We start from the raw sequence: 22,893 nt of genomic DNA, 5'->3' as shown, positions 1-22,893 counted from the left end.
CACGGACGTGGTCGCGCGCACGCGGCGGCGTCTGCGGTGTCGGCCGTGCCCCGGAGCCTCACAGGAGGACGACGGATGGCCGCGACAGACCGCGACGACACGGCGATCGACCGTGCGATGCAGCGCGCCCTCGAGATCGCTCGACGGGGGCCGCGCGGCATCAACCCGCAGGTCGGCGCCGTGCTGCTCTCCTCCGACGGCGAGGTGCTCGCCGAAGGGTGGCACCGGGGAGCCGGCACGGCTCATGCCGAAGTCGACGCGCTGACGAACCTCGCCGCCGCGTCGGGGGCGGATGCCGCGCGCGGTGCGACCGCCGTCGTCACCCTCGAACCGTGCAACCACACCGGCCGCACCGGTCCCTGCAGCGAAGCGCTCATCGCCGCCGGTATCGCGCGCGTGGTGTTCGCCGTCACCGATCCCGGCGAGGCCTCTTCGGGCGGCGCCGCACGTCTGCGCGAGGCCGGGGTCGACGTGATCGGCGGCTGGCGCGCCGACGAGGGTGGCGCGCTCTTGGCCTCCTGGCTGGAGGTGCAGCGGCTCGGCCGCCCCCAGGTCACCGTGAAGTGGGCGCAGTCGCTCGACGGCCGCGGCGCCGCCGCCGACGGCACCAGCCAGTGGATCACCGGTCCGGCAGCCCGCACCGATGTGCATCGCCGCCGCAGCCTCGCCGACGCGATCGTGGTCGGCACCGGCACGCTGCTGGCCGACGATCCCGCCCTCACCGCACGCCGCCCCGACGGCTCGCTCTATGACGAGCAGCCGCGGCCGGTGGTCGTCGGGACCCGAGCCGTGCCGCAGGAAGCCGCCGTGCGCCGGCATCCGCGCCCGTTCATGCAGGACGAGGGCGAGGATCTGCCCGACCTTCTGGAGCGCCTCCGCGAGCTCGGCGCACACCGCGTCTTCGTCGAGGGGGGACCGACTCTCGCATCGTCCTTCCTCCGCCAGCAGCTCGCCGACGAGGTGCTCGTGTACGTCGCTCCCACCCTGCTCGGGGGGCCTCGCCTGGCCCTCGGCGATATCGGCGTCACCTCAATCGGCAACCAGCGGCGACTGCGCGCGGCATCCGTGGAACATCTCGGCGACGACCTGCTCATCGTCGGCCGGTTCGACGGCACGGCCTGCTCACACACCTCCACCACGAAGGAAGAGAACTGATGTTCACCGGAATCATCGAAGAGCGCGGCGAGATCGTCGCCGTCGAGCCGTCGGGTGACGGTGTGCGGATGACCGTCCGTGCCCCGCTGGCCGTCTCCGACGCCCACCACGGCGACTCGATCTCGGTCAGCGGCGTCTGCTTGACCGTCGTCGACCAGGGCGAGGACTGGTTCACCGCCGACGTGATGCGCCAGAGCCTGGACATGGCGACCCTCGGCGCATTCGGCCCCGGCACCCGCGTCAACCTCGAGCGCGCAATGGCCGCACACGGCCGCCTGGGCGGACACATCGTTCAGGGACACGTCGACGGGACCGGCACGGTGCGGGAGGTGCGCCCCGGCGCCGAGTGGCGCGTCATCCGCATCTCGCTGCCCGCGGACCTCGCTCCGCTCGTCGTCGACAAGGGATCGATCGCCGTCGACGGGGTCTCTCTCACGGTTTCGAATGCGTCGGATGCCGCCGCCGCCGATGCCTGGTTCGAGGTGTCGCTGATTCCCGAGACCCTGGAGGCGACGACCCTCGGCGACCGCGTTGCCGGCGACCGCGTCAACCTCGAGACCGACATCCTGGCGCGCCACGTGCAGCGCCTGCTCGCCTTCGCCCCCACCGTTTCCGATTCCGCCGACTCCCTCACCGAAGGAGGCTCACGATGAGCCTTGCCACCATCCCCGAGGCCCTCGAGGCGCTGCGCGCCGGACGTCCCGTCATCGTCGCCGACGATGAGAACCGCGAGAACGAGGGTGACATCATCCTGTCGGCCCAGCTCGCCACGCCCGAGTGGCTCGCCTGGACGATCCGCTGGTCCAGCGGCTTCATCTGTGCGCCCATGCCCGCCGAGTGGGCCGACCGCCTCGACCTGCCGCCGATGGTCGCGGTGAACGAGGACGCCCGCGGCACCGCCTATACGGTGAGCGTGGATGCCGCCGACCGCGTCTCGACCGGCATCAGCGCGACCGACCGCTCGCACACCCTCAATGTGCTGGCCGACCCGGCATCCGTGCCGTCGTCGGTGATCCGGCCGGGTCACATCCTGCCGCTGCGCGCGGTGGACGGCGGCGTGCGCGAGCGTGCGGGTCACACCGAGGCCGGCGTCGAGCTGATGCGTCTCGCGGGTCTGCAGCCTGTCGCGGCGATCGGCGAGGTCGTCGCCGAGGACGGGTCGATGATGCGTCTGCCGGGTCTGATGGAGATGGGCGAGCGGGAGGGCGTTCCGGTGATCACGATCGAACAGCTCATCGCCTACCTCGACGAGGTCGAACCGGTCGCCGCGCCCGCTGCGCAGGCGGCGGCCCAGAAGCGCCGCGTGAGCCTGCGCGCCGAGGCGACCGTGCCCACCTCGCACGGAACGTTCCGCTTTCTGGCGTACAAGGACCGCGTGACCGGCACCGACCACATCGCGGTCGTCTCGGGTGACCTCACCGAGAAGGCCCCGCTCGTGCGCGTGCACTCCGAGTGCCTCACCGGTGAAGCCTTTGGCTCCCAGAAGTGCGAGTGCGGCCCGCAGCTGGACGCCGCGCTGGAGCGCATCGACAAGGACGGCGGCGTCGTCATCTACATGCGCGGCCACGAGGGCCGCGGCATCGGCCTCATCAACAAGCTGCGCGCCTACAGCCTGCAGGAGCGGGGCCTCGACACCGTCGATGCGAACCTCGCGCTGGGCCTGCCCGCCGACGCCCGCGACTACGCGGCAGCCGGCGGCATCCTCGCGGATCTGGGTGTGGACAGCATCCGGCTCCTGACCAACAACTCCGACAAGGTGAAGCAGCTGCGCGAGCTCGGACTCGATATCGTCGAGCAGGTGCCGCTGCTCGTCGGCGTCGGCGCCAACAACCATCAGTACCTGGCCACCAAGCGCGATCGCATGGGCCACATCATCAGCGCGGCAGAGCTCGACGCGGCTCTCGCCCACAGCACGGAGGAGCACGCATGAGCGGCGACGGAGCCCCCCAGACCGTCCCGATCGACGCGACCGGACTGCGGGTCGTCGTCATCGCCGGCCTCTGGCACGACGTCATCACCGACGGCCTGATCGCCGGCGCGGAGCGGGTGCTCGCGGCATCCGGGGCCGAGTGGAGCCTGGAGCGCGTTCCCGGCTCGTTCGAGCTGCCCGTCGCGGCGAAGGCGGCCCTGGATGCCGGGGCGGACGCCGTCGTCGCACTCGGTGTCATCATCCGCGGGGGCACACCCCACTTCGACTTCGTGTCGTCGGCGGCCACCGACGGCCTCACCCGTGTCGCCCTCGACACCGGCAAGCCGGTCGGCTTCGGGGTGCTGACCCTGGACGACGAGCAGCAGGGCATCGACCGGGCGGGCCTTCCGGGCTCGAAGGAGGACAAGGGCGCGGAAGCCGCGGATGCCGCGCTGCGCACCGCGCTGCTGCTGCAGCGCCTTCGCGGCTGACACCGCACCGACCAGAAGCCGCGTTTCGACTCGCTGCGCTCGCTCAACGACCGGGGCTCTCATCCCGGTCGTTGAGCGAGGCGCGCAGCGCCGAGTCGAAACGCCCTCAGCCTCGGCGGTGACGCGCGCTCCACCCGCGCACGGCATCGATGCCGCCCTGCGCGTAGGCGAGCCGCTTCGCGTGGCTCCATCCCTGCAACCGCTTCTTCCACGCGAAGGCATCGGAGACACGCGCCATCTCCGCACTCCACACCAGCTCGACCGGCAGGCGTCTCCGCGTGTAGACGGCTCCCTCCCCGGCGGCATGCTGGGCGAGGCGCCGATCGAGATCGAGCGTGCTGCCGACGTACAACGTGCCGTCGGCGCAACGGAGCATGTACACGAAGGGCATGCCGCGACGTTAGTCGTCCGCGACGGTTGCCACGGCGACAATCCACAGGAACCGCGTTTCGACTCGCTGCTCGCTCAACGACCGGGGGCGCGGACGCGCGCACTATCAGTTAGGCTGAAGGCATGGAGATCCTGCGTCACGTCGTCGTCCTCGTCCATCTCACCGGATTCGCCATCCTCTTCGGCGCCTGGGTCGTCGAGGCGGTGGGACAGCGGCGCGTCACCCGCCTGATGACGTGGGGCATGCTCGTCGCCGCCGTCGCCGGCCTCGCCCTGGCCGCGCCGTGGGGCATCGACTACCCGCTGAACTACACGAAGCTGGGCGTCAAGCTCGTCGTGCTGCTCGCGATCGGCGCGCTCCTCGGAATCGGCACCGCTCGCCAGCGCAAGACCGGATCCGTGCCGCCGGCCATGTTCTGGCTGGTCGGCATCCTGACCTTCCTCAACGCCGCCCTCGCCGTCCTCTGGCGCTGACCGCGTCGACGCCGGCAGGTTCCCGCTGCACGAACGAGACGCGCCACGCGGCGTAGACTCGATAGCCGTGCGCCGGGAACCTGCCGGCGCCCCGGTGACCTCATTGTCGCGGCGCCCGCTGCACACACCCCTGCCCCGGACGCCCACCACCGGTGCGTCCCACGAGGACCTACGATCTCTCATCGATAGGTAGCCTCTGCGCATGTCCTCAGCCACCGCGGCCCCCACCGCACCCGTCAACTCCCGCGCCCGCGTGATCACCGCGAGCCTGGTCGGAACGACGATCGAGTTCTACGACTTCTACGTCTACGCGACCGCCGCCGTGCTCGTCTTCCCCGCCCTCTTCTTCCCGACCGGCAACGAGACCACCGCCCTCCTGTCGTCGTTCGCCGTCTTCGGGGCCGCGATGATCGCGCGCCCCATCGGCGCGGTGGTCTTCGGACACTTCGGCGACCGCTTCGGTCGAAAGGCCACGCTCGTCGCGTCGCTGCTCACGATGGGCATCGCGACCTTCCTGATCGGGTGTCTGCCGACGTTCTCGGGCATCGGCTGGTGGGCGGCCCTCCTGCTGCTGATCCTCCGCCTGTTCCAGGGATTCGCCCTCGGCGGCGAGTGGTCGGGCGCCGCGCTCGTGGCCACGGAGAACGCCCCGAAGGGCAAGCGCGCCTGGTACGGCACCTTCCCGCAGCTGGGCGCTCCGATCGGCTTCATCATCGCGAACGCGCTCTTCCTCGTGATCAACTTCGCCCTGCCGCACCCCGACGGCCCGACGCAGCGCTCCGAGGCCTTCCTCGCCTGGGGCTGGCGCGTGCCCTTCCTCTTCTCGGCCGTGATGGTGATCATCGGCCTCTGGGTGCGCCTGAAGCTCGTCGAGTCCGAGACCTTCACGACCGCCGAGAAGAGGGGCGCCATCCGCCGCTTCCCCCTGGGGGAGGTCGTCCGCGGACACTGGAAGAACCTGATCCTCGGCACGTTCATCATGCTCGCCACGTATGTGCTCTTCTACCTGATGACGAGCTTCACCCTCGCCTACGGCACGAAGGCGACGGATGCGCCGGTCGCCGGCCTCGGATTCGGCTACACCGACTTCGTGATCATGCAGATCATCGGCGTGGTGTTCTTCGGGGTGTTCACCCTGCTGTCGGGCCCCATCGCCGACGCGGTCGGCCGCCGCAAGCTCCTCATCTGGGTCACCGCGTTGATCGGCGTGCTCGGCCTCACGTTCAACGTCTTCCTGCTTCCGGCCGTTGATCCGAAGTTCACGGGTGCGCTGGTGCAGGCCTTCCTCGTGTTCGGCTTCATGCTGATGGGAGCCACCTTCGGCCCCATGGGCGCCGTGCTGCCGGAGCTCTTCCCGACGAACGTCCGCTACACCGGCTCGGCGATCGCCTACAACGTCTCGTCGATCCTCGGCGCCGCCGTCGCACCGTCGATCGCACTGGGGCTGTGGGCCGCCGGCGGCGGCGAGCCGTGGCTCGTGGGCCTCTACCTGTCGGGCTCCGCCGTGCTCACCCTCATCGCACTGATCCTCTCCCGCGAGACCAAGGACGTCGACTACGAGACGAACATCGGCCTCGGCGAGACCGGCTCACTCTGACGACTCACGCACGAACGGCGGCCGCTCAGTCGAGGAACAGCGCGCGCAGCCGCTTCGTGGTGAACACGAGACCGATCGCGATCATCGCGACGTAATAGAGGACGTGCCACAGCATGTCGACGTTGAGGATGCCGGTCGTCAGCCCCCGGATCAGCTCGACCCCGTGCCACAGCGGCAGCGCCATGACGATCTGCTGCACCCAGCCCGGGTAGACCGTGATCGGGTAGAAGGTGGCGGAGAAGAGGAACATCGGCAGCAGCACGAAGTTGATCCAGTCCATCTGCTGGAACGTCTTCATGTAACTGGTGACGGCCATGCCGAGACTCGCGAAGCCGAACGCGATCAGGACCACCGCGGGCAGGGCGAGCACCGCCGTCCAGGCGAGGTTGAGCCCGAGGATCTGCATGATGATCATGAACCCGGTCGCATACGCCAGCCCACGCAGCAGCGCGTAGAGGATCTCGCCCAGGGCGACATCGAGCGGGCCGAGCGAGGTGGCGAGCATGCCCTCGTAGAGCTTGCCGTAGTTGAGCTTGAAGAAGACGTTCCACGTGGAGTCGTAGATCGCCCCGTTCATCGCCGAGACGGCCAGCAGCGCCGGCGCGATGAAGGCGGCGTAGCTGACGCTCGCGCCCTGGGCGGTCTCGACGTCGCCGATCAGCGCGCCGAGACCGATGCCCATCGAGGCGAGGTAGAACACCGGCTCGAAGAAGCCCGAGAGCACGACCGCCCAGCTGGAAGACCGCGCGGCGATGAGGCCGCGCTGGACGACGGCACCGGGGTTGCCCGCCCACAGCGCGCGCACGCCCCCGCGACGGGCCACGGTGGAGGACACCTCGACGACGGCGCTCACTTCGCGAGCCTCTCGGTGAAGACGCGGCGGGCGAACAGGTAGCCGACCACCGCGAGGGCGAGCAGATAGACGAGGTGGACCGTGACCATCACCGGGTCGACGGCCGCGCCGTATGTGGCGACGCGTCCGAGTTCGGCGCCGTGCCAGAGCGGTGAGACCCACCCGATCCACTGCAACCACAGCGGCAGCGAGTCCAGCGGATAGAACGTTCCGGAGAAGAGGAACATCGGCATGAAGAGGAAGCGCTGCACGAGAGCGAACTGTCCCTTGTCGTCTTCGATCGAGCCCGCATAGGCCATGAGCGGGATGCCGAAGGCGAGCCCGGCCAGCACACCGGCGAACACCGCGAGCCATCCCGTCGCGGGGTGAGGCACCGCGCCGAAGGGCAGCAGCCACACGATGAGGTAGTAGGCAGCCGAGGCGACGACCATCCGCGCCGTCGCTCCGGCGACGACGCCGTTGGCGATCTGCGGGCTCGACAGCGGCGAGGCGTTGAAGCCGTAGAAGTAGCGGCGCCATTTGAAGCCCGCCATGACCGGGTAGGTGAGCTCCTCGCTGGCCACCGAGATCGTCGCGGTCGCCAGCAGCGCCGGAGCGACGAATATGAGGTAGCTCACCTCCTGGCCGTGATCGACGATCGGCACGCGGATGAGGGCCGCCAGGCCCACGGCGAGCCCCAGCAGGTACAGGATGGGCTGACCGACCGCGCCGACGATGATCGTCCACCCGTAGGCGCGCATCGCGCGGACCATGTGCTCGGTGACGTACCACCCGCCGCGGCGGCGGGGCTTGCGCCCCCACTGCATCGCTTCGGCACGCAGTTCGTCCAGGCTGGGGTGCGTCCCGGCATCCGTCTGGGCGGCGCTCATTCGATCAGCGACCTTCCCGTGAGGCGCAGGAACACGTCTTCCAGCGACGAGCGCCGCACCAGCGAGGTGATCGGCTCGAGCCCCTGTCCGGTGATGCGTTCGAGAGCGGCCTCGCCGTTGTCCGCGTAGATGAGAATGCGGTCGGGAAGCACCTCGACCCGCTCGCCGATGCCGCCGAGGCTGCCCGCGACCTGGGCGTTGCGGTCGGAGCCGAAGCGCACTTCGAGCACTTCCCGGCTGGAGTGCTCGCGGATGAGGGATGCCGGGGTGCCCTCCGCCATGATGCGGCCCTTGTCGACGACGATGAGTCGATCGCAGAGCTGTTCGGCCTCGTCCATGTAGTGCGTGGTCAGCACCAGGGTCGTGCCGCGCTCCTTGAGGCGGAACAGGCGGTCCCACAGGACGTGACGCGCCTGCGGGTCGAGGCCCGTGGTCGGCTCATCGAGCAGCAGGATGCGCGGATCGTTGATGAGCCCTCGCGCGATGGTGAGGCGCCGTTTCATGCCGCCGGAGAGCTGGTCGACTTTGTTCTTCGCCTTGTCCTCGAGCTGCGCGAAGGCGAGCAGCTCATCGGCCTTCTCATGGCACACCTTGCTGGGGAGGCCGAAGTACCGGCCGTAGATGTACAGGTTCTCGCGGGCGTTGAGCTCGCCGTCGAGGTTGTCCTGCTGCGGCACGACGCCGAGCCGGGACCGGATCTCGGGACCGTAGCGATCCGGGTCGAGGCCGAGAATCTGCAGGTCGCCGCCGGAGCGGGTGGAGACCGCGCCGATCATCTTCATCGTCGTCGACTTGCCGGCGCCGTTGGGACCGAGAAGACCGAACGACTCACCGGGCGCGACCTCGAAGCTGAGACCGTCGACGGCGACGAAGTCGGGCTTGCCCTTGACCTTGTAGGACTTCACGAGCTGATGCGCGGAGATGACGGGAGCAGGCACCGACCCACCCTACCCAGTGCCTCCGACACCGTGCGGCGATGCTCGTCGTCGTCGAGAGAGAAGATAGAAGTACCCGAACACCGCAGGAAAGCGCCTCATGTCCTCTGCCAGCACCACCCGCCCTTCCCGCTCCCGCCGCCGCGCGCCCGATGACGGCCCTCGCGCGAGTCTGCGACAGCTACTCCCCTTCGTCTTCGAGCAGAAGGGCGTTCTCGTCGTCGTCGCTGTGCTGAGCGTGCTCGCCGCCGTCGCGACCCTCGCCCAGCCGCTGGTGGTCGGTCAGGTCATCGACCGGGTGCAGAAGCAGAACCCGCTGGGTCTGCTGGTGTGGGTGCTGGTGGGTCTCGTCATCGCCTCCTCGGTGATCAGCGGCATCCAGCACTTCCTCCTGCAGCGCACGGGCACGGCGGTCGTCTACTCGAGTCGGCGCCGTCTCATCGCACAGCTGCTGCACCTTCCCGTACAGGAGTACGACGCACGACGCACGGGCGACCTCGTCTCGCGCGTCGGCACCGACACGACCCTGCTGTACGCGGTGCTCACCCAGGGGCTGGCGGACTCGATCGGCAATGCGCTCATCTTCGTGGGCGCGATCGTGGCGATGTTCATCATCGATCCGGTGCTGCTGGTGCTCATCCTGGTCGTCGTCGGCGCGTCGGTCGCCGTCGTGGTGGCGCTCAGCGGGCGGATCCGCCGGGCGACCGCCGTGCAGCAGGAGAAGGTGGGCGAGCTGGCCTCGGGCGTGGAGCGCGCGGTCGGATCGATCCGCACGATCCGCGCCTCGGGTGCGTCCGACCGCGAACGCGAGAGCATCGAGCACACGGCGCGCGGTGCGTACGAGGCCGGCGTGCAGGTCGCGAAGGCATCGGCGTTCGTGGTGCCGGTCGCCGGCGTCGCCCTCCAGCTGTCGCTGCTCGTCGTCCTCGGTGTCGGCGGCTTCCGCGTCGCCTCCGGAGCGATCACGATCGCCGGGCTGGTGACGTTCGTGATGTTCCTGTTCTTCCTCGTGCAGCCACTCGGCTCGTTCTTCGGAGCGATCACCTCGGTCGGGCAGGCCCTGGGCGCACTGGGACGCATCCAGGAGGTGCTGGACCTGCGCACCGAGACGGCGCGCGATGCGGAGGTCGCGGCATCCGTCGCCGTCGGCACCTCTCCGATCTCGACGGCCGCCGCGCACGAGAACCACGAGACGACGTCGGCGATCGAGTTCCGCGACGTGCATTTCGCGTATCCGGATGCCGTGGTCAACGCGCGCCGTCGCTCGGAGACCGAGGCGGCGGCCCTGCTCGCCGAGGCCCACGCCGACGCGACGGTGGCGGTCTCGGAAGCGGCCGGCGAGGTGCTGCGCGGCGTGTCGTTCCGCGTCCCGCGCGGGGCGCGCGTCGCCCTGGTCGGGCCGTCGGGTGCGGGCAAGTCCACCACCCTCGCGCTGATCGAGCGGTTCTACGACCCGACGGCGGGCTCGATCCTGCTCGACGGCGTCGACCTCCGCGGCATCGACCGCACGCGGCTGCGCGCCCAGCTCGGCTATGTCGAGCAGGACGCACCGACCCTCGCCGGGACGATCGCGGACAACCTGCGGTTGGCGTCGCCGTCGGCATCCGACGAGGAATGCGCCCGCGTGCTGCGCGCCGTGAACCTCGGCGACGTCCTGGAACGCTCGAGCCTGGGTCTGGACGCGCCGGTGGGCGAGGCCGGCGTCATGCTCTCGGGCGGCGAACGGCAGCGGCTCGCGATCGCCCGAGCGCTGCTGGCTGCTCCCCCGATTCTGCTGCTGGACGAGTCGACGTCATCGCTCGACGGCCTCAACGAACAGCGCATGCGCGAAGCGATCGACGCCGTCGCCTCGGGGCGGACGCTCGTCGTGATCGCGCACCGCTTGTCGACGGTCGTCGACAGCGACCTGATCGTCGTGATGGACCACGGTCGAGTCGTCGGGCAGGGCACCCACTCCCAACTCGTCGAGACCGTGCCGCTCTATCGCGACCTCGCGAAGCACCAGCTGCTCGTCTGACCCGCGATCACGACACACGCGTGCGCGTCAGCCGCATCACCGCGACGCGGCGAGCTTGAGGCGGTAGCGAAGAGCCGCGAGCTCGGCGTACAGCGCCGGCGGCACCCGCCCCTCGAACGTGCGGTAGAACTCCTCCGTGAGCCCGGCCTCCTGCAGCCACAGGTCGCGGTCGATAGCGAACAGGGCCTCGAGGTCGGCGTCCGGCACCTCGATGCCATCGAGGTTCAGATCTTCCGTGCGCGGCAGCCGTCCGATCGGGCTGTCGATGGCGGGGACCACTCCCTCGATGCGGCGGATGATCCAGTCGATCACGCGTGCGTTGTCGCCGAACCCCGGCCAGAGGAAGCGGCCGTCCTCGCCCTTGCGGAACCAGTTGACCTGGAAGATGCGCGGGGCGCGGTCGAAGCGCAGACGCTGGCCGACCTTGAGCCAGTGGCCGAAGTAGTCCGCCATGTTGTAGCCGCAGAACGGGAGCATCGCGAAGGGGTCGCGGCGCAGCTCGCCGACGGTCCCTTCGGCGGCAGCGGTGCGCTCGGAGGAGATGTTCGAGCCGAGGAACACGCCGTGGGTCCAATCGGTGGCCTCGAGCACGAGCGGGACGTTCGTGGCGCGGCGCCCGCCGAACAGGATGCCGTCCAGCGGCACGCCCTCGGATGCCTCCCAGTCGGGGGCGATCTGCGGGCACTGTCCCGCGCTGACGGTGAAGCGCGAGTTGGGGTGGGCGGCCGGGCGGCCCATGGCCGGGGTCCAGGGCTTGCCCTCCCAGTCGATCAGCTCCGACGGGACGTCATCGGTGAGACCCTCCCACCAGACGTCTCCGTCGGGACGCAGGGCCACGTTCGTGAAGATCGTGTTGCCCCACAGCGTTTCGACGGCCGCCACGTTGGTCGACGCGCCCGTTCCCGGCGCCACCCCGAAGAAGCCGGCCTCGGGGTTGATGGCCCACAGCCGCCCGTCGTCGCCGGGGCGAAGCCACGCGATGTCGTCGCCGAGGGTCTCGACGCGCCACCCCGGAATCGTGGGGCGCAGCATCGCCAGATTGGTCTTGCCGCACGCGGAGGGGAAGGCGGCGGCGAGGTGGAAGCGCTTGCCCTCCGGGCTGATGACGCGGATCAGCAGCATGTGCTCGGCGAGCCACCCCTCCTCGCGTCCGATGACCGAGGCGATGCGCAGTGCGAAGCACTTCTTCGCGAGGATCGCGTTGCCGCCGTAGCCCGATCCGAACGACCACACCTCGAGCGTGTCGGGAAAGTGCACGATGTACTTCTCGTCGTTGCAGGGCCAGGCGACGTCTTCCCGGCCGGGGGCCAGCGGCGCGCCGACCGAGTGCACCGTCTTGACCCAGGGCTTGCCGGCAGCGATCTGCTCCAGCACCGCAGTGCCGACGCGCGTCATGATGCCGATGGAGGTCACCGCGTACGCGCTGTCGGTGATCTGTACGCCGATGTGCGAGAGCGGACCGCCGACGGCGCCCATCGAGAAGGGCACGACGTACATCGTGCGTCCCCGCATCGACCCCTCGAACAGCGGGGTGATGGTCGCCCGGATCTGATCGGGCTGTGCCCAGTTGTTGGTGGGGCCGGCATCCTCCTGTCGCGCCGAGGCGATGAAGGTGCGCGCCTCCGTGCGAGCGACGTCACTCGGGTGCGAGCGGGCGAGGTAGGAGCCCGGTCGCCACTCGGGGTTGAGCTTGATGAGCTTGCCTTCGTCGACCTGCTGGCGAAGAAGAGCCTCGTTCTCGGCGCGGGAACCGTCGACCCAGTGGATGCGCGCGGGCTGCGTCAGGGCGGCGACCTCGTCGACCCAGGCGAGCAGCGCCTCCAAGCCTGCGCCGGCCAGGACCGGTCGCATCCCGAACCCGCCGCGGGGCTCGTCGGCCGCGTCGGCCCCCGTGGCGGTGCGAATGGCGGTCGGGCGGGTGAACATGTCGGCGATGGCCATGTCGGGCTCCTTCAGCGTGGCGTCGGTGGGGCGATCCGGAGGGGTCTCTTCCAGATTGAGCTCCTCACGACGGATTTGCATGCCCTGACGTCGTCAAGAAACGTGATTCTTTCGCTATGCTCAAGGAATGCCACCCACGTCCCTAGAGCTGTCGACGCTCGGTCATCGCATCCGCCACCAACGGGTGTCGCACGGGCTCACCCTCGACGAGCTCGGCGCGATCGTCGGCGTCGCCGGCAGCCAGCTGAGCCTGATCGAGAACGGCAAGCGCGAGCCGAAGCTCTCGCTGTTGCAGGCGATCGCCGCCGCCACCGGCACCGACGTCACCGATCTGCTCTCCGCCGAGCCGCCCAACCGCCGGGCCGCCCTCGAGCTCGAACTCGAACGTGCGCAGCAGTCCCCCGTCTTCCGCAGCCTCGGTATCCCGGCTCTGCGGGTGACCAAGGCGACCTCCGACGAGACAATCGAGTCTGTGCTGGGGCTGCACCGTGAGCTGCAGCGGCGCGAGCGCGCGGCGATCGCTACGCCTGAGGAGGCCCGACGCGCCAACACCGAGCTGCGGCTGCGCATGCGCGCCAAGGACAACTACCTCCCCGAGATCGAAAAGCTCGCGGAGAAGCAGCTGAAGGCCGCCGGCCACGTCTCGGGCGCCCTCACCCACCGCACGGTCAGCATCATGGCGTCCCAGCTCGGTTTCGAACTGATCTACGTCGATGATCTCCCCCACTCGGCCCGCTCGGTCACCGACCTGGAGAACGGCAGGATCTACCTGCCGCCGGCATCGATCCCCGGCGGCCACGGCCTGCGCTCGATGGCCCTGCAGGCCATGGCCCACCGGCTGCTCGGACACACACCGCCCAGTGACTACGCCGACTTCCTCCAGCAGCGGCTCGAGATCAACTACTTCGCGGCCTGCTGTCTCATGCCCGAGACCGCCTCGGTCGCCTTCCTGACCCAGGCGAAGAAGGATCGCAACCTGGCCGTCGAGGACTTCCGCGATGCGTTCGGCGTGACCCACGAGGCCGCCGGCATGCGGCTGACGAACCTCCTGACGCAGCACATCGGCATCCGCCTGCACTTCCTGCGGGTCGACGGCTCGGGCGCCATCACCCGCGCCTACGAGAACGATGACCTGCCGCTGCCGATGGACGTCACCGGATCGGTCGAGGGACAAGTCGTGTGCCGGCATTTCGCCGCGCGCGCCGCCTTCTCGGAGCAGAACCGCACGGTCGAGCACTACCAGTACACCGACACCCCCGCCGGTACCTTCTGGTGCTCGTCGCAGACCGGACGCACCTCGGACGGCGAGTTCTCGATCACCGTCGGGGTGCCTTTCGACGACGCGCGCTGGTTCCGCGGCCGCGAGACGCAGAAGCGCGCGATCTCGACGTGCCCCGACGAGTCGTGTTGCCGACGGCCGGATGCCGATCTCACGGCACGCTGGGAGGGTCGCGCGTGGCCGAGTGCCCGCGTGCACATGCAGATGTTCTCACCGCTGCCGCGCGGCGCCTTCCCCGGCGTCGACGACGGCGAGGTCTACGCCTTCCTCGATCGGCACGCCCAGGGCTGACGACATCCGGCACCGGCATCTGCCCGGGAGCAGGCGCGACGACGGTTGAGTGGGCGCGACGCAGCGGTGTACGCTCGCTGTTTGTGAGGTTCGCCTAACCTCACTTCCCCTCCCCGAAGAAACGCTCGTGCTTGCCACCTTCCTGATCGGCCTCCGCGAAGGCCTCGAAGCCGCGCTCGTCGTCGGCATCCTCGTCGCCTACCTGCGCCGCATCGACCGGCGCGACGTCCTTCCCCGGCTGTGGATCGGCGTGGGCCTGGCCGTCGCCCTGGCCGTCGGCATCGGCGCGATCCTCACCTTCGGCGCCTACGCGCTCACGTTCGAAGCACAGGAGCTGATCGGGGGCCTGCTCTCGCTGGTCGCCGTCGGCATGGTGACCTGGATGATCTTCTGGATGCAGAAGACCGCCCGCACGATGAAGAAGACGCTCGAGGGCGGCGTCGACCGGGCGCTCGCGACGGGGGGTCTCTGGGGAATCGTCCTCATCGGATTCGTGTCCGTCGCCCGCGAAGGCATCGAGACGACGCTCCTGCTGTGGTCGATGGTGCAGTCCTTCGGCGACACGCCTTCCGCCCTTCCCGGCGCGCTGCTCGGCCTCGCCGCCGCCGTCATCCTCGGGTGGCTCCTCGCCCGCGGAATGGTGCGCCTCGACCTCCGCGTCTTCTTCGGCTGGACCGGCGGCTTCCTCGTGATCGTCGCTGCCGGCGTCCTGGCGTACGCGATCCACGACCTGCAGGAGGCCGGCGCCCTTCCCGGTCCGTTCTCCGCGCTGGCACCCATCGTGGGCGGCACGGTCGCCGTGGGGGCGGCCGGCTTCCCCTTCGGCTGGGCGTTCGACCTCTCGGCGGCGATCGCGCCGGGAAGCCCTCTCGCCGCGATCCTCCAGGCCACCGTCGGCTTCATGCCGCAGATGTCGTGGCTGCAGGTCATCGCCTGGGCCCTGTACATGGCCGTCGTCGGCACCCTCTTCGTCCGGGGACTCGGTCGCCGGCCCGCCCGGGCCTCGGCATCCGCACCCCTCACGCCGGTTCCGCACCACGCGGACCTCTCCCACCACCAAGGAGCATCATGACCCGCACACGCACCTGGGGAGCCGTCGCCGCGCTCGGCGCGACCGCCCTCGTGCTTGCCGGCTGCGTCGCCAAGACCGACGTCGCCGCGTCCGACGCCCTGACCGTCACCTCCACCGACACGGCGTGCACGGTGTCGACCGCGACCGCCACCAGCGGCACGCTCGCGTTCGCGGTGACCAACGCCAGCTCGCAGGTGACGGAGTTCTATCTCCTCGCCGCCGACGGTCTGCGCATCGTCGGCGAGGTCGAGAACATCGCCCCCGGCGCCTCACGCACCCTCACCGTCGTCGCCCAGCCCGGCGACTACGTCACGCTGTGCAAGCCCGGCATGGTCGGTGAGGGCATCGGACGCACCGCCTTCACCGTCACGGGCGACGCCGTCACGGCCACGGGCGACGACGCCGCGCAGAAGCAGAAGGCCGTCGATCTGTACGCGTCGTTCGTCAAGGATCAGGTCGAACAGCTCGTCCCGGCCGTGGCGAGCTTCGTGAGCGCCTACGAGGCCGGCGACGATGAGAAGGCGCGGAGCCTGTTCCCCACCACGCGTGCGTTCTACGAGCGCATCGAACCCGTCGCGGAGTCGCTGGGCGATCTCGATCCCCGCATCGATTACCGCGAGGTGGATGCCGCCGCGGAAGGCCTCGACTGGACGGGCTTCCACCGCATCGAGAAGGACCTCTGGGTTCCGGCGCCCGATGCCCTCAACTCCGACGGGTCAACCCCGGCCTGGAAGGACTGGGCGCCCTCGACGCCCGCCGAGCGCGCGACCTCCGGGGCGAAGCTGATCGCCGACGTGGGCGAGCTGAACGACTACGTCCACGGCGACGCGTTCCAGAAGGCACTCGACGCGCAGGGCATCGGCGGCATCTCCAACGGCGCGATCGCCCTCCTGGACGAAGTGGCCACGGGAAAGATCAGCGGCGAAGAGGACTGGTGGAGCGGCACCGACCTCTACGACTTCGCGGCCAACGTCGAGGGATCGAAGATGGCGTTCTCGCTCGTCAAGGACTTCGCCGTCTCCTCCGGGGCGACCGGAACCGAGCTCGCCGGCCGGATCGACAGCGGCTACGCGGCCCTGGAGGCCGCGCTGGCCAGCCACGGGTCGCTGAGCGCCGGCTTCGTGAACTACCGGCAGCTGAGCGACGCCGACAAGCGTCAGCTCACCGACCTCATCAACGCGCTGGCGGAGCCGCTGTCCAAGCTGACCTCCACGATCCTGCAGTGAGCACCGACCCCGCCCTCGCAGGCGACGACCGCCTCGAGCCCGCGCCGCGCGCCGGCCTCAGCCGTCGGGGCCTGCTGGGCCTCGCGGCCGGTGTCGGTGCGGCCGGGCTCGCCGTCGGCGCCGGAGCCGGAGCGGCGGCCGGCGTCGCCGTCGGCCGCACGCGCGGCGCCGCCGGCGCGGCGTCGCCCTACGCGTTCTACGGCGCGCACCAGGCCGGGATCACGACGCCCGTCCAGGACCATCTTCACTTCGCGTCGTTCGACATGATGGCGGGGACCACCCGCGGGGATCTGATCGAGCTTCTCCAGGACTGGTCCTACGCGGCGGCGCGGATGACCCAGGGTCTCGATGTGTCGGCCAGCGGCGCGGTGGGAGGCTCGCCGGAGGCGCCGCCGGACGACACCGGTGAGGCGCTGGGCCTTGCCGCGAACGGGCTGACGATCACGTTCGGCGTCGGACCGACCCTGTTCACGGCCGTCGACGGCACCGACCGCTACGGACTCGCCGACCGTCGGCCCGCCCTGCTCACCGCGTTGCCGGCATTTCTCGGCGACGACCTGGAGCCCGATCACACCGGCGGCGACCTGTGCATCCAAGCCTGCGCCGACGACCCGCAGGTCGCCGTGCACGCGATCCGCAATCTGAGCCGCATCGCCTTCGGCCGAGCACGGCTGCGCTGGTCGCAGCTCGGCTTCGGAAAGACGTCGAAGACGACCGCCGATCAGGCCACGCCCCGCAACCTCTTCGGGTTCAAGGACGGCACGGCCAACATCCTCGCCGACGGCCAGACGGCGCTGGATCAGCACGTCTGGGTCGGCGACGGCGACGAACCGGCCTGGCTCGTGGGCGGCTCCTATCTCGTGGCGCGCAAGATCGCGATGCTCATCGAGACGTGGGATCGCGTGCGTCTGAGCGAGCAGGAGCGCATCACGGGCCGTGACAAGGCGCACGGCGCGCCGCTCTCGGGCGGGCAGGAGCAGACGGCGCCGGACTTCTCCGCCGTCGGCGCCACGGGCCAGCCCGCGATCGACGCGCGCAGCCACGTGCGCCTCGCCCATCCCGACCTCAACAAGGGCATCCGCATCCTTCGCCGCGGCTACAACTACGTCGACGGCAACACCGATCTCGGACGACTCGACGCCGGCCTGTTCTTCCTCGCGTACCAACGCTCTCCCGCGCAGTTCATCGCCCTGCAGCGTGCGCTGTCGAGGGATCTGCTGAGCGAGTACGTCCGCCACATCGGCTCGGGGCTGTGGGCCATTCCCCCGGGAGCCGAGGAGGGCTCGTATGTGGGGGCCGGTCTGTTCGCCTGAGGAGGCGCAGCGCTACACGCGCAAGAACCGGGCGACGCGCCCGAGAGCGGCCTCCACGGATGCCGCGTCGACCGCGGCGGCGAAGGGGTCGGGCATCGGCGGCAGATGGTGTCTGCCGACCGCCGTCGAGTGACGCCAGGTGCCGAACACCTCTCCCCCGGCGATGAGCACGGGACGCACCAGACCGTTGAGGGTCGGACCGATCGTTGCGAGGTGCTCCGGCGGGCAGACTCGGGAGCGGTCCGCGTACGAGAGGTAGTACTCGTCGAAGGGCGGCAGCGCGAGCACTCCGGAGACTGCCTCGGGCGCGCCTCCGGCTGGCGCGTCGGCGCCGAGGAAAAGGCCCTCGTCGAGCGCCGTGACCCGATCGCCGGCGGCTTCCCGCGCGGCCCGGGCGATACCGACGGGAACGCCGGCCCACCAGCGGAAGTCGTCGAGAGTGGCCGGTGCGTGCCCGGCGAGATACCGGACGAACAGCTCGCCCCAGGGCTCGGCGGGAGCCGCGGCATCGGGCAGCCAGTCGTCGGCGGCGACGAGGTACTGCTCCCGCGTGGGCGCGCCGTCGCGCGGCACGACCGGGCCGAAGACGACACCCCCGCGAACGGCGAGGGCTGAGATCAGGTGACCTCCGCGGGAGCCCGCGACATCCGCACCGGCGGCGGCCATGACCGTCGCCGCCTCGTTTCGCGTCAGGCGGTTGCCGCCCGAGAGCGCGGCCCCGACGGCTCGCTCGGCGCGCACGATGTCGTCGGCTTCGATGCCGAACGCACGGTGCACCCCCGCCGCCTGCCGCTGCTGCCGCTCGCGCGTCAGCTCGAGGATCCAGGCGAGGTCTTCGGCGGCGACGATGTGCAGGGTTCCACGCTGCGTCCACGAGCGCACGAGCACACCGCGCGCGAAGGCGTCGTCGACGTCGGTGAGCGTGACCTCCCCCGCCGTGCGGATGCCGAGAGCCCACCGCCCCGCCCAGAACTCCTGCGCCTGCGTGGCGGTGAGCCGGCGCGCGGCGGCCCCCAGGCCAGCGTCGGGAACGACCAGGGCGTGATGCACCAGACGCGTGGCGCGCAGACGGACGGAGTCCATGCGCCCATCCTGCCCGCCGCCGACGACATCCGTTCTTCTATACTCGACGGGTCCGGACGCGACGCGGCATCCGGTGCTCGAAAAAGGGGCACGCGAGACACATACGGCATCCCTTCACCGTTTCGTCTCCCGGAGGACCCATGCCCACCGTCTCTGCGCACGTCGCCCAGACCCTCGCCGCCCACATCGACCACGTCTTCGGCGTGATGGGAAACGGCAACGCCTACTTCCTCGACGCGCTGGAACGCTCCACCGACGTGCACTACACGGCGGTGCGCCACGAGGCGGGCGGCGTCGTCGCGGCGGACGCCTACCATCGCGCGAGCGGACGCCTCGCCGCCGCGACCGCCACCTACGGCGCCGGCTTCACCAACACGCTCACCGCCCTCGCGGAGTCGGTCCAGGCCCACGTGCCGCTCGTGCTCGTCGTCGGGGACGAACCCACGTCGGGCCCCCGCCCCTGGGACGTCGATCAGATCGCGCTGGCCTCGGCCGTCGGCGCGCGCACGTACACCGTCGGACGGGCGGATGCCGCGGCCACGACGGTCATCGCCATCGAGCACGCGCTGGCCTACCGCGTGCCCACGGTGCTGGCCATCCCCTACGACGTCGCAAAGCTCGAGGCGGGTTCGGTGCCGGCCGCGCCGCAGCCGACACTGCCCGCGCCGATCGCCCCCTCCCCGTTCGCACGTGCGGCGATCGCCGACCTGGCCTCCGCACTGGCCGCCGCGGAGCGTCCGGTGCTGATCGCCGGTCGCGGCGCATGGGTCTCGGGCGCCGCGGCCGCCCTCGGGCGCGTGGCCGACGCGACGGGCGCCGTCACCGCCACGACGGCTCTGGGTCGCGGCATCTTCCCCCGGTCGGAGTTCGACCTGGGGGTGACCGGAGGCTTCGGTGCCGAGGGCGCCATGGAGCTGATCGCGACGGCGGACGTCGCGGTGGTGTTCGGTGCGGGACTCAACCAGTTCACGATGCGCTTCGGCGCCCTGTTCGCTCCGGGAACCCGGGTCGTGCAGGTCGACATCGCTCCCGCCGCCACGCACCCCCACGTCGGGGGCTTCATCCGCGGGGACGCGCGCCTGGTCGCCGAAGCCCTGTGCGACGAGCTGTCCCAGAGGGATGCCGGGCCCAGCGGTTGGCGCGAGCGCGTGGACATCGCCGCGTCACGCGCCCGCGAGAGCGGCGACCCGCTGGCACCCGACGGCCGCCTCGATCCGCGTTCTGTCGCGGAGCGGATCGGTGAGCTGCTGGAGAGCGCGCCGTCCACCCGCGACCGCGTCGTCGTCACCGACGGCGGCCATTTCCTGGGCTGGGCGAACATGTACTGGCCGGTCGCGTCGCCCGACCGGATGATGATGGTCGGCACGGCGTACCAGTCGATCGGGCTGGGCTTCCCCTCCGTTCCCGGCGCGGCCCGCGCCCGGCCCGAGGCGACGATCGTGCTGTCCACCGGCGACGGCGGCGGACTCATGGCACTGTCGGATCTGGAATCCGCGGTGCGCGTGGCGGCGGGCCGCGGATTGGCCGTCGTGTGGAACGACGCCGCGTACGGCGCCGAGGTCAACCTCTACGGCGTGAAGGGCCTCGCCCGGGAGCCCATGCTCATCCCGGAGGTCGACTTCGCGGGCCTCGCCTCCGCGGTCGGGGCTCGAGGTGTCGTCGTGCGCACGCTCGCCGACCTCGACGAGCTCGCGCGGTGGGTGCAGGTCCCGGCATCCGACCGGCCCTTCCTGCTGCTGGACTGCCGGATCTCCGGCGACGTCATCGCCCCGTACCAGCAGGAGATCATTCGCGTGAACTCGTGACGCGGGGCCCGCGGCGGGTCCACCTCGACCCGCGAGGCCCCGTCCGGGAGGCGCCGCCCGTGAGACGGCGCGCCCGTCCCCTGTCCCGTATTCAGTCTGCGCACGCGCCCGCCTCCGCGGCGACCCCGGATTCGCGCAGCCGACCGGCACCGGGCACGGCGCCGAGACGGAATACGGAACCGGCGAGACGACCGGCTGCGAGCGGGCCGCCGCGGCGGGAATGCGCAGACCTGTTGAAACGCTGTGTCTGTGGCGCACACTGGGCTGCGACGGAAATCCGTCGGGACGTGCGCGCGGAATCGGGGTGCCATGGAAGGTCTGGAAGTCACCGTTCTGCTCGGGCTGTCGGTGTTGGCGGGAACGATCCTCGCGCCGCGCCTGCGCGTAGCGACGCCGCTGGTGCTGCTGGTCATCGGGTTGGTGCTGGGATTCGTGGCGGCGCTGCGTCACATCGAGCTGCCGCCGGAGACGGTGCTGCTGCTGTTCCTGCCCGTGATGCTGTTCTGGGAGAGCCTGACGACGTCGCTGCGGGGCGTTCGCCGGTCGCTGCGCTACATCATCCCGATGAGCACCCTGCTCGTGGTCGCCTCGGCGTTCGCGGTCGCGTGGGTGGCCACGCTCTTCGGGCTGCCCTGGCCGGCAGCCATGATCCTCGGTGCCGCCGTCGCGCCCCCCGATGCCACGGCTGTCGCCGCGCTCGGACGGCTGCTTCCCCAGCGCACGTTCATGAAATTGAAGGCGGAGAGTCTGACCAACGACGGCACTGCATTGGTGCTCTACGCCATCGCGATCTCCGTCGCACTCGGCGACACCGTCACGGGCTGGTCGATCACCGCCACCGTGCTCGTCTCCTACCTCGGCGGAGCGATCGCCGGCATCGTCATCGCGGCTCTCGCGTACCTCGCGCTGCGGCGCATGCGCAATGCCCTCTCGATCAACGTGACGCTGCTGCTGGTTCCGTTCACGGCGTTCCTGCTCGCCGAACTGGTCAACGCCTCGGGCGTTCTCGCCGTGGTGTTCGCGGGCCTGATCATCGCCTGGGCCTTGCCGCGCATCACCACCGCCGCCTCCCGCCGCACCGCGATGGCGGCGTGGCCGTTCGGCGTCTACCTGCTCAACGGAGCGCTGTTCGTGCTGATCGGGTTGGAAGTGCAGCTCGTCCTGCACGAGATCTCCCCGACCGAGGTGTGGGGCCTCGTGCTGCTGACCGTGGCCGCGTGGGCGGCGCTGCTGGTGGTGCGCTATGTGTTCCAGCTGTTGATGGCCCCCTTCTCGCGCCCGCGTACGCCGGCGCTGACCGCACGTTCCGGCCCGGGATCGCTGAACCGCGCGCGCATCGTGAGCACGATGGCCGGGTTCCGCGGTGCCGTGTCGCTCGCGATCGCGCTCTCGGTTCCGCTGACGACGTCGTCCGGTCAGCCGCTCGTCGGCCGCGACGCCGTGGTCTTCGTGACGGCCGGGGTGATCGTGCTGAGTCTTCTCGTGCAGGGACCGCTCCTTCCCGCCATCGTCCGGTGGGCGAAGCTTCCCAGCGACGACTGGGCCGCCGACGAGATCGAGCTGGCGCAACGGACCATCTCGGGTGCGGCGATCGCCGCTCTCGACGACATCGCGGCCGAGCACGGTATCAGCGATGAGGTGCGCGAGCGCGCTCGTCAGGATGGCTACGACATGCTCGAGCTGGCCAACGCGCGTGCCTTCGCCCGTGCCCAGGCCACCGCGGATGCCGACCAGATCGCACAGCTCGAGGGCATGGTGGCGGCGCCGTCGGCCCCCGACACCGGTGCGCAGACAGTCGTGGACGGCGCGGGGCCCGTCGTGGGGCTCAATCCGGCCGCGGCGGGGGTCGATGCCGCGACCTCGCTGACGATGCTCGCCGCATCGACCGGAATCGACCTCACCCAGCGATCGCCGCTCGTGCGCTTCGAGGAGATGACGCGACTGAAGCTGGCCCTGCTGGATCGCAAGCGCGAGGTCCTTCTGCGTCTTCGGCGTGAGGGTACGGTCGACGACCTTCTCGCCCGCCGGCTGGAAGCACACATGGATGCCGAGGAGCTGCGCCTCAGCGGGTACGACGACCTCGACTGAGCGTCACTCGGCGTCTCAGCCCGTCACCCGACGGGGAGCATCCACCGGCTGAAGAAGTCCGTCAACTCGTCGGTCGCTTCCAGCGGCAGCACCGCCGCGACGTAC

The 22,893-nt window shown here is 70.4% G+C and carries 19 protein-coding genes; 13 read left to right on the top strand and 6 right to left on the bottom strand.

Annotation, left to right across the window (positions count from 1 at the left end; translation table 11 throughout):
* The first annotated feature begins 75 nt into the window (after nucleotides 1-75).
* Genes ribD through ribH form a run of 4 tightly spaced genes read left to right on the top strand, consistent with a single transcriptional unit; the run spans nucleotide 76 to nucleotide 3,555 of the window.
* Complete coding sequence (ribD, locus tag ABS64_RS07130) at nucleotides 76-1,155, top strand: bifunctional diaminohydroxyphosphoribosylaminopyrimidine deaminase/5-amino-6-(5-phosphoribosylamino)uracil reductase RibD (RefSeq protein WP_036289650.1); 1,080 nt, start codon at nucleotides 76-78, stop codon at nucleotides 1,153-1,155.
* Complete coding sequence (locus ABS64_RS07125) at nucleotides 1,155-1,808, top strand: riboflavin synthase (RefSeq protein WP_288119053.1); 654 nt, start codon at nucleotides 1,155-1,157, stop codon at nucleotides 1,806-1,808. The genes ribD and ABS64_RS07125 overlap by 1 nt, the downstream gene beginning before the upstream one ends.
* Nucleotides 1,805-3,085: a bifunctional 3,4-dihydroxy-2-butanone-4-phosphate synthase/GTP cyclohydrolase II gene (locus tag ABS64_RS07120; RefSeq protein ID WP_036289646.1), complete on the top strand. Its 1,281-nt coding sequence runs from the start codon at nucleotides 1,805-1,807 to the stop codon at nucleotides 3,083-3,085. Before ABS64_RS07125 ends, ABS64_RS07120 begins: the two co-directional genes overlap by 4 nt.
* A complete protein-coding gene (ribH, locus tag ABS64_RS07115; protein ID WP_036289644.1) occupies nucleotides 3,082-3,555 on the top strand; it encodes a 6,7-dimethyl-8-ribityllumazine synthase in 474 nt (157 codons plus the stop codon). Before ABS64_RS07120 ends, ribH begins: the two co-directional genes overlap by 4 nt.
* A gap of 106 nt (nucleotides 3,556-3,661) precedes the next feature.
* On the opposite strand, the gene ABS64_RS07110 is transcribed toward ribH, so the two are convergent.
* Nucleotides 3,662-3,946, bottom strand: a complete 285-nt coding sequence (locus tag ABS64_RS07110) for a GIY-YIG nuclease family protein (RefSeq protein WP_036289642.1) — start codon at nucleotides 3,944-3,946, stop codon at nucleotides 3,662-3,664.
* A gap of 122 nt (nucleotides 3,947-4,068) precedes the next feature.
* On the opposite strand from ABS64_RS07110, the gene ABS64_RS07105 reads away from it, so the two are divergent.
* Both ABS64_RS07105 and ABS64_RS07100 read left to right on the top strand, forming a co-directional pair.
* Nucleotides 4,069-4,419 (top strand): hypothetical protein, encoded by a 351-nt coding sequence (locus tag ABS64_RS07105; RefSeq protein ID WP_036289640.1) that lies wholly within the window; start codon nucleotides 4,069-4,071, stop codon nucleotides 4,417-4,419.
* 202 nt (nucleotides 4,420-4,621) lie between these two features.
* Complete coding sequence (locus ABS64_RS07100) at nucleotides 4,622-6,016, top strand: MFS transporter (RefSeq protein ID WP_292682196.1); 1,395 nt, start codon at nucleotides 4,622-4,624, stop codon at nucleotides 6,014-6,016.
* Between the two features lie 25 nt (nucleotides 6,017-6,041).
* Here the strand turns inward: ABS64_RS07100 and ABS64_RS07095 are convergent, their stop codons facing one another.
* The 3 genes from ABS64_RS07095 to ABS64_RS07085 are packed head-to-tail and all read right to left on the bottom strand — an operon-like array spanning nucleotide 6,042 to nucleotide 8,676.
* Nucleotides 6,042-6,869: an ABC transporter permease gene (locus ABS64_RS07095; RefSeq protein WP_036289638.1), complete on the bottom strand. Its 828-nt coding sequence runs from the start codon at nucleotides 6,867-6,869 to the stop codon at nucleotides 6,042-6,044.
* A complete protein-coding gene (locus ABS64_RS07090) occupies nucleotides 6,866-7,738 on the bottom strand; it encodes an ABC transporter permease (RefSeq protein ID WP_036289636.1) in 873 nt (290 codons plus the stop codon). Before ABS64_RS07090 ends, ABS64_RS07095 begins: the two co-directional genes overlap by 4 nt.
* Nucleotides 7,735-8,676, bottom strand: coding sequence for an ATP-binding cassette domain-containing protein (locus ABS64_RS07085; protein ID WP_292682193.1), 942 nt, complete (start codon nucleotides 8,674-8,676; stop codon nucleotides 7,735-7,737). The genes ABS64_RS07090 and ABS64_RS07085 overlap by 4 nt, the downstream gene beginning before the upstream one ends.
* 97 nt (nucleotides 8,677-8,773) lie before the next feature.
* Here ABS64_RS07085 and ABS64_RS07080 point away from each other — a divergent pair, with 97 nt between their 5' ends.
* The gene (locus ABS64_RS07080; RefSeq protein WP_292682191.1) at nucleotides 8,774-10,690 is read left to right on the top strand and encodes an ABC transporter ATP-binding protein; all 1,917 of its coding nucleotides are present in this window, start codon (nucleotides 8,774-8,776) and stop codon (nucleotides 10,688-10,690) included.
* A gap of 36 nt (nucleotides 10,691-10,726) precedes the next feature.
* Here the strand turns inward: ABS64_RS07080 and ABS64_RS07075 are convergent, their stop codons facing one another.
* The gene (locus tag ABS64_RS07075) at nucleotides 10,727-12,631 is read right to left on the bottom strand and encodes a phosphoenolpyruvate carboxykinase (GTP) (RefSeq protein WP_292682189.1); all 1,905 of its coding nucleotides are present in this window, start codon (nucleotides 12,629-12,631) and stop codon (nucleotides 10,727-10,729) included.
* Between the two features lie 127 nt (nucleotides 12,632-12,758).
* On the opposite strand from ABS64_RS07075, the gene ABS64_RS07070 reads away from it, so the two are divergent.
* The 4 genes from ABS64_RS07070 to efeB all read left to right on the top strand — a co-directional run bounded on the left by ABS64_RS07070 (nucleotide 12,759) and on the right by efeB (nucleotide 17,812).
* The gene (locus tag ABS64_RS07070; protein ID WP_005048065.1) at nucleotides 12,759-14,201 is read left to right on the top strand and encodes an XRE family transcriptional regulator; all 1,443 of its coding nucleotides are present in this window, start codon (nucleotides 12,759-12,761) and stop codon (nucleotides 14,199-14,201) included.
* Between the two features lie 127 nt (nucleotides 14,202-14,328).
* The gene (gene efeU, locus ABS64_RS07065) at nucleotides 14,329-15,273 is read left to right on the top strand and encodes an iron uptake transporter permease EfeU (protein WP_204946632.1); all 945 of its coding nucleotides are present in this window, start codon (nucleotides 14,329-14,331) and stop codon (nucleotides 15,271-15,273) included.
* A complete protein-coding gene (gene efeO / locus ABS64_RS07060; RefSeq protein ID WP_292682184.1) occupies nucleotides 15,270-16,499 on the top strand; it encodes an iron uptake system protein EfeO in 1,230 nt (409 codons plus the stop codon). The genes efeU and efeO overlap by 4 nt, the downstream gene beginning before the upstream one ends.
* Nucleotides 16,496-17,812 carry an iron uptake transporter deferrochelatase/peroxidase subunit gene (gene efeB / locus ABS64_RS07055; protein ID WP_036289626.1) on the top strand — a complete coding sequence of 439 codons (1,317 nt, stop codon included), beginning with the start codon at nucleotides 16,496-16,498 and terminating at the stop codon, nucleotides 17,810-17,812. Before efeO ends, efeB begins: the two co-directional genes overlap by 4 nt.
* 12 nt (nucleotides 17,813-17,824) lie before the next feature.
* On the opposite strand, the gene ABS64_RS07050 is transcribed toward efeB, so the two are convergent.
* Nucleotides 17,825-18,895: a winged helix DNA-binding domain-containing protein gene (locus tag ABS64_RS07050; RefSeq protein ID WP_292682181.1), complete on the bottom strand. Its 1,071-nt coding sequence runs from the start codon at nucleotides 18,893-18,895 to the stop codon at nucleotides 17,825-17,827.
* 140 nt (nucleotides 18,896-19,035) lie between these two features.
* Between ABS64_RS07050 and ABS64_RS07045 the strand changes: the two genes are divergently transcribed.
* Entirely contained in the window at nucleotides 19,036-20,700 is a 1,665-nt protein-coding gene (locus ABS64_RS07045; protein ID WP_292682178.1) for a thiamine pyrophosphate-binding protein, read from the top strand.
* A gap of 309 nt (nucleotides 20,701-21,009) precedes the next feature.
* A complete protein-coding gene (locus tag ABS64_RS07040; protein WP_061683933.1) occupies nucleotides 21,010-22,788 on the top strand; it encodes a Na+/H+ antiporter in 1,779 nt (592 codons plus the stop codon).
* Nucleotides 22,789-22,893 lie beyond the last annotated feature (105 nt).

It is taken from the genome of Microbacterium sp. SCN 69-37 (assembly GCF_001724435.1).
Taxonomy (GTDB): domain Bacteria; phylum Actinomycetota; class Actinomycetes; order Actinomycetales; family Microbacteriaceae; genus Microbacterium; species Microbacterium laevaniformans.
This window is presented reverse-complemented; position numbering and strand designations above follow the sequence as displayed.

Coding starts and splice junctions, on each gene's coding strand:
- ribD (WP_036289650.1), top strand. CDS start 76: ATGGCCGCGACAGACCGCGACGACACGGCGATCGACCGTGCGATGCAG.
- ABS64_RS07075 (WP_292682189.1), bottom strand. CDS start 12,631: ATGGCCATCGCCGACATGTTCACCCGCCCGACCGCCATTCGCACCGCC.
- ABS64_RS07070 (WP_005048065.1), top strand. CDS start 12,759: ATGCCACCCACGTCCCTAGAGCTGTCGACGCTCGGTCATCGCATCCGC.
- ABS64_RS07110 (WP_036289642.1), bottom strand. CDS start 3,946: ATGCCCTTCGTGTACATGCTCCGTTGCGCCGACGGCACGTTGTACGTC.
- ABS64_RS07100 (WP_292682196.1), top strand. CDS start 4,622: ATGTCCTCAGCCACCGCGGCCCCCACCGCACCCGTCAACTCCCGCGCC.
- ABS64_RS07080 (WP_292682191.1), top strand. CDS start 8,774: ATGTCCTCTGCCAGCACCACCCGCCCTTCCCGCTCCCGCCGCCGCGCG.
- ABS64_RS07125 (WP_288119053.1), top strand. CDS start 1,155: ATGTTCACCGGAATCATCGAAGAGCGCGGCGAGATCGTCGCCGTCGAG.
- ribH (WP_036289644.1), top strand. CDS start 3,082: ATGAGCGGCGACGGAGCCCCCCAGACCGTCCCGATCGACGCGACCGGA.
- ABS64_RS07120 (WP_036289646.1), top strand. CDS start 1,805: ATGAGCCTTGCCACCATCCCCGAGGCCCTCGAGGCGCTGCGCGCCGGA.
- efeO (WP_292682184.1), top strand. CDS start 15,270: ATGACCCGCACACGCACCTGGGGAGCCGTCGCCGCGCTCGGCGCGACC.
- ABS64_RS07090 (WP_036289636.1), bottom strand. CDS start 7,738: ATGAGCGCCGCCCAGACGGATGCCGGGACGCACCCCAGCCTGGACGAA.
- ABS64_RS07105 (WP_036289640.1), top strand. CDS start 4,069: ATGGAGATCCTGCGTCACGTCGTCGTCCTCGTCCATCTCACCGGATTC.
- ABS64_RS07040 (WP_061683933.1), top strand. CDS start 21,010: ATGGAAGGTCTGGAAGTCACCGTTCTGCTCGGGCTGTCGGTGTTGGCG.
- ABS64_RS07050 (WP_292682181.1), bottom strand. CDS start 18,895: ATGGACTCCGTCCGTCTGCGCGCCACGCGTCTGGTGCATCACGCCCTG.
- ABS64_RS07045 (WP_292682178.1), top strand. CDS start 19,036: ATGCCCACCGTCTCTGCGCACGTCGCCCAGACCCTCGCCGCCCACATC.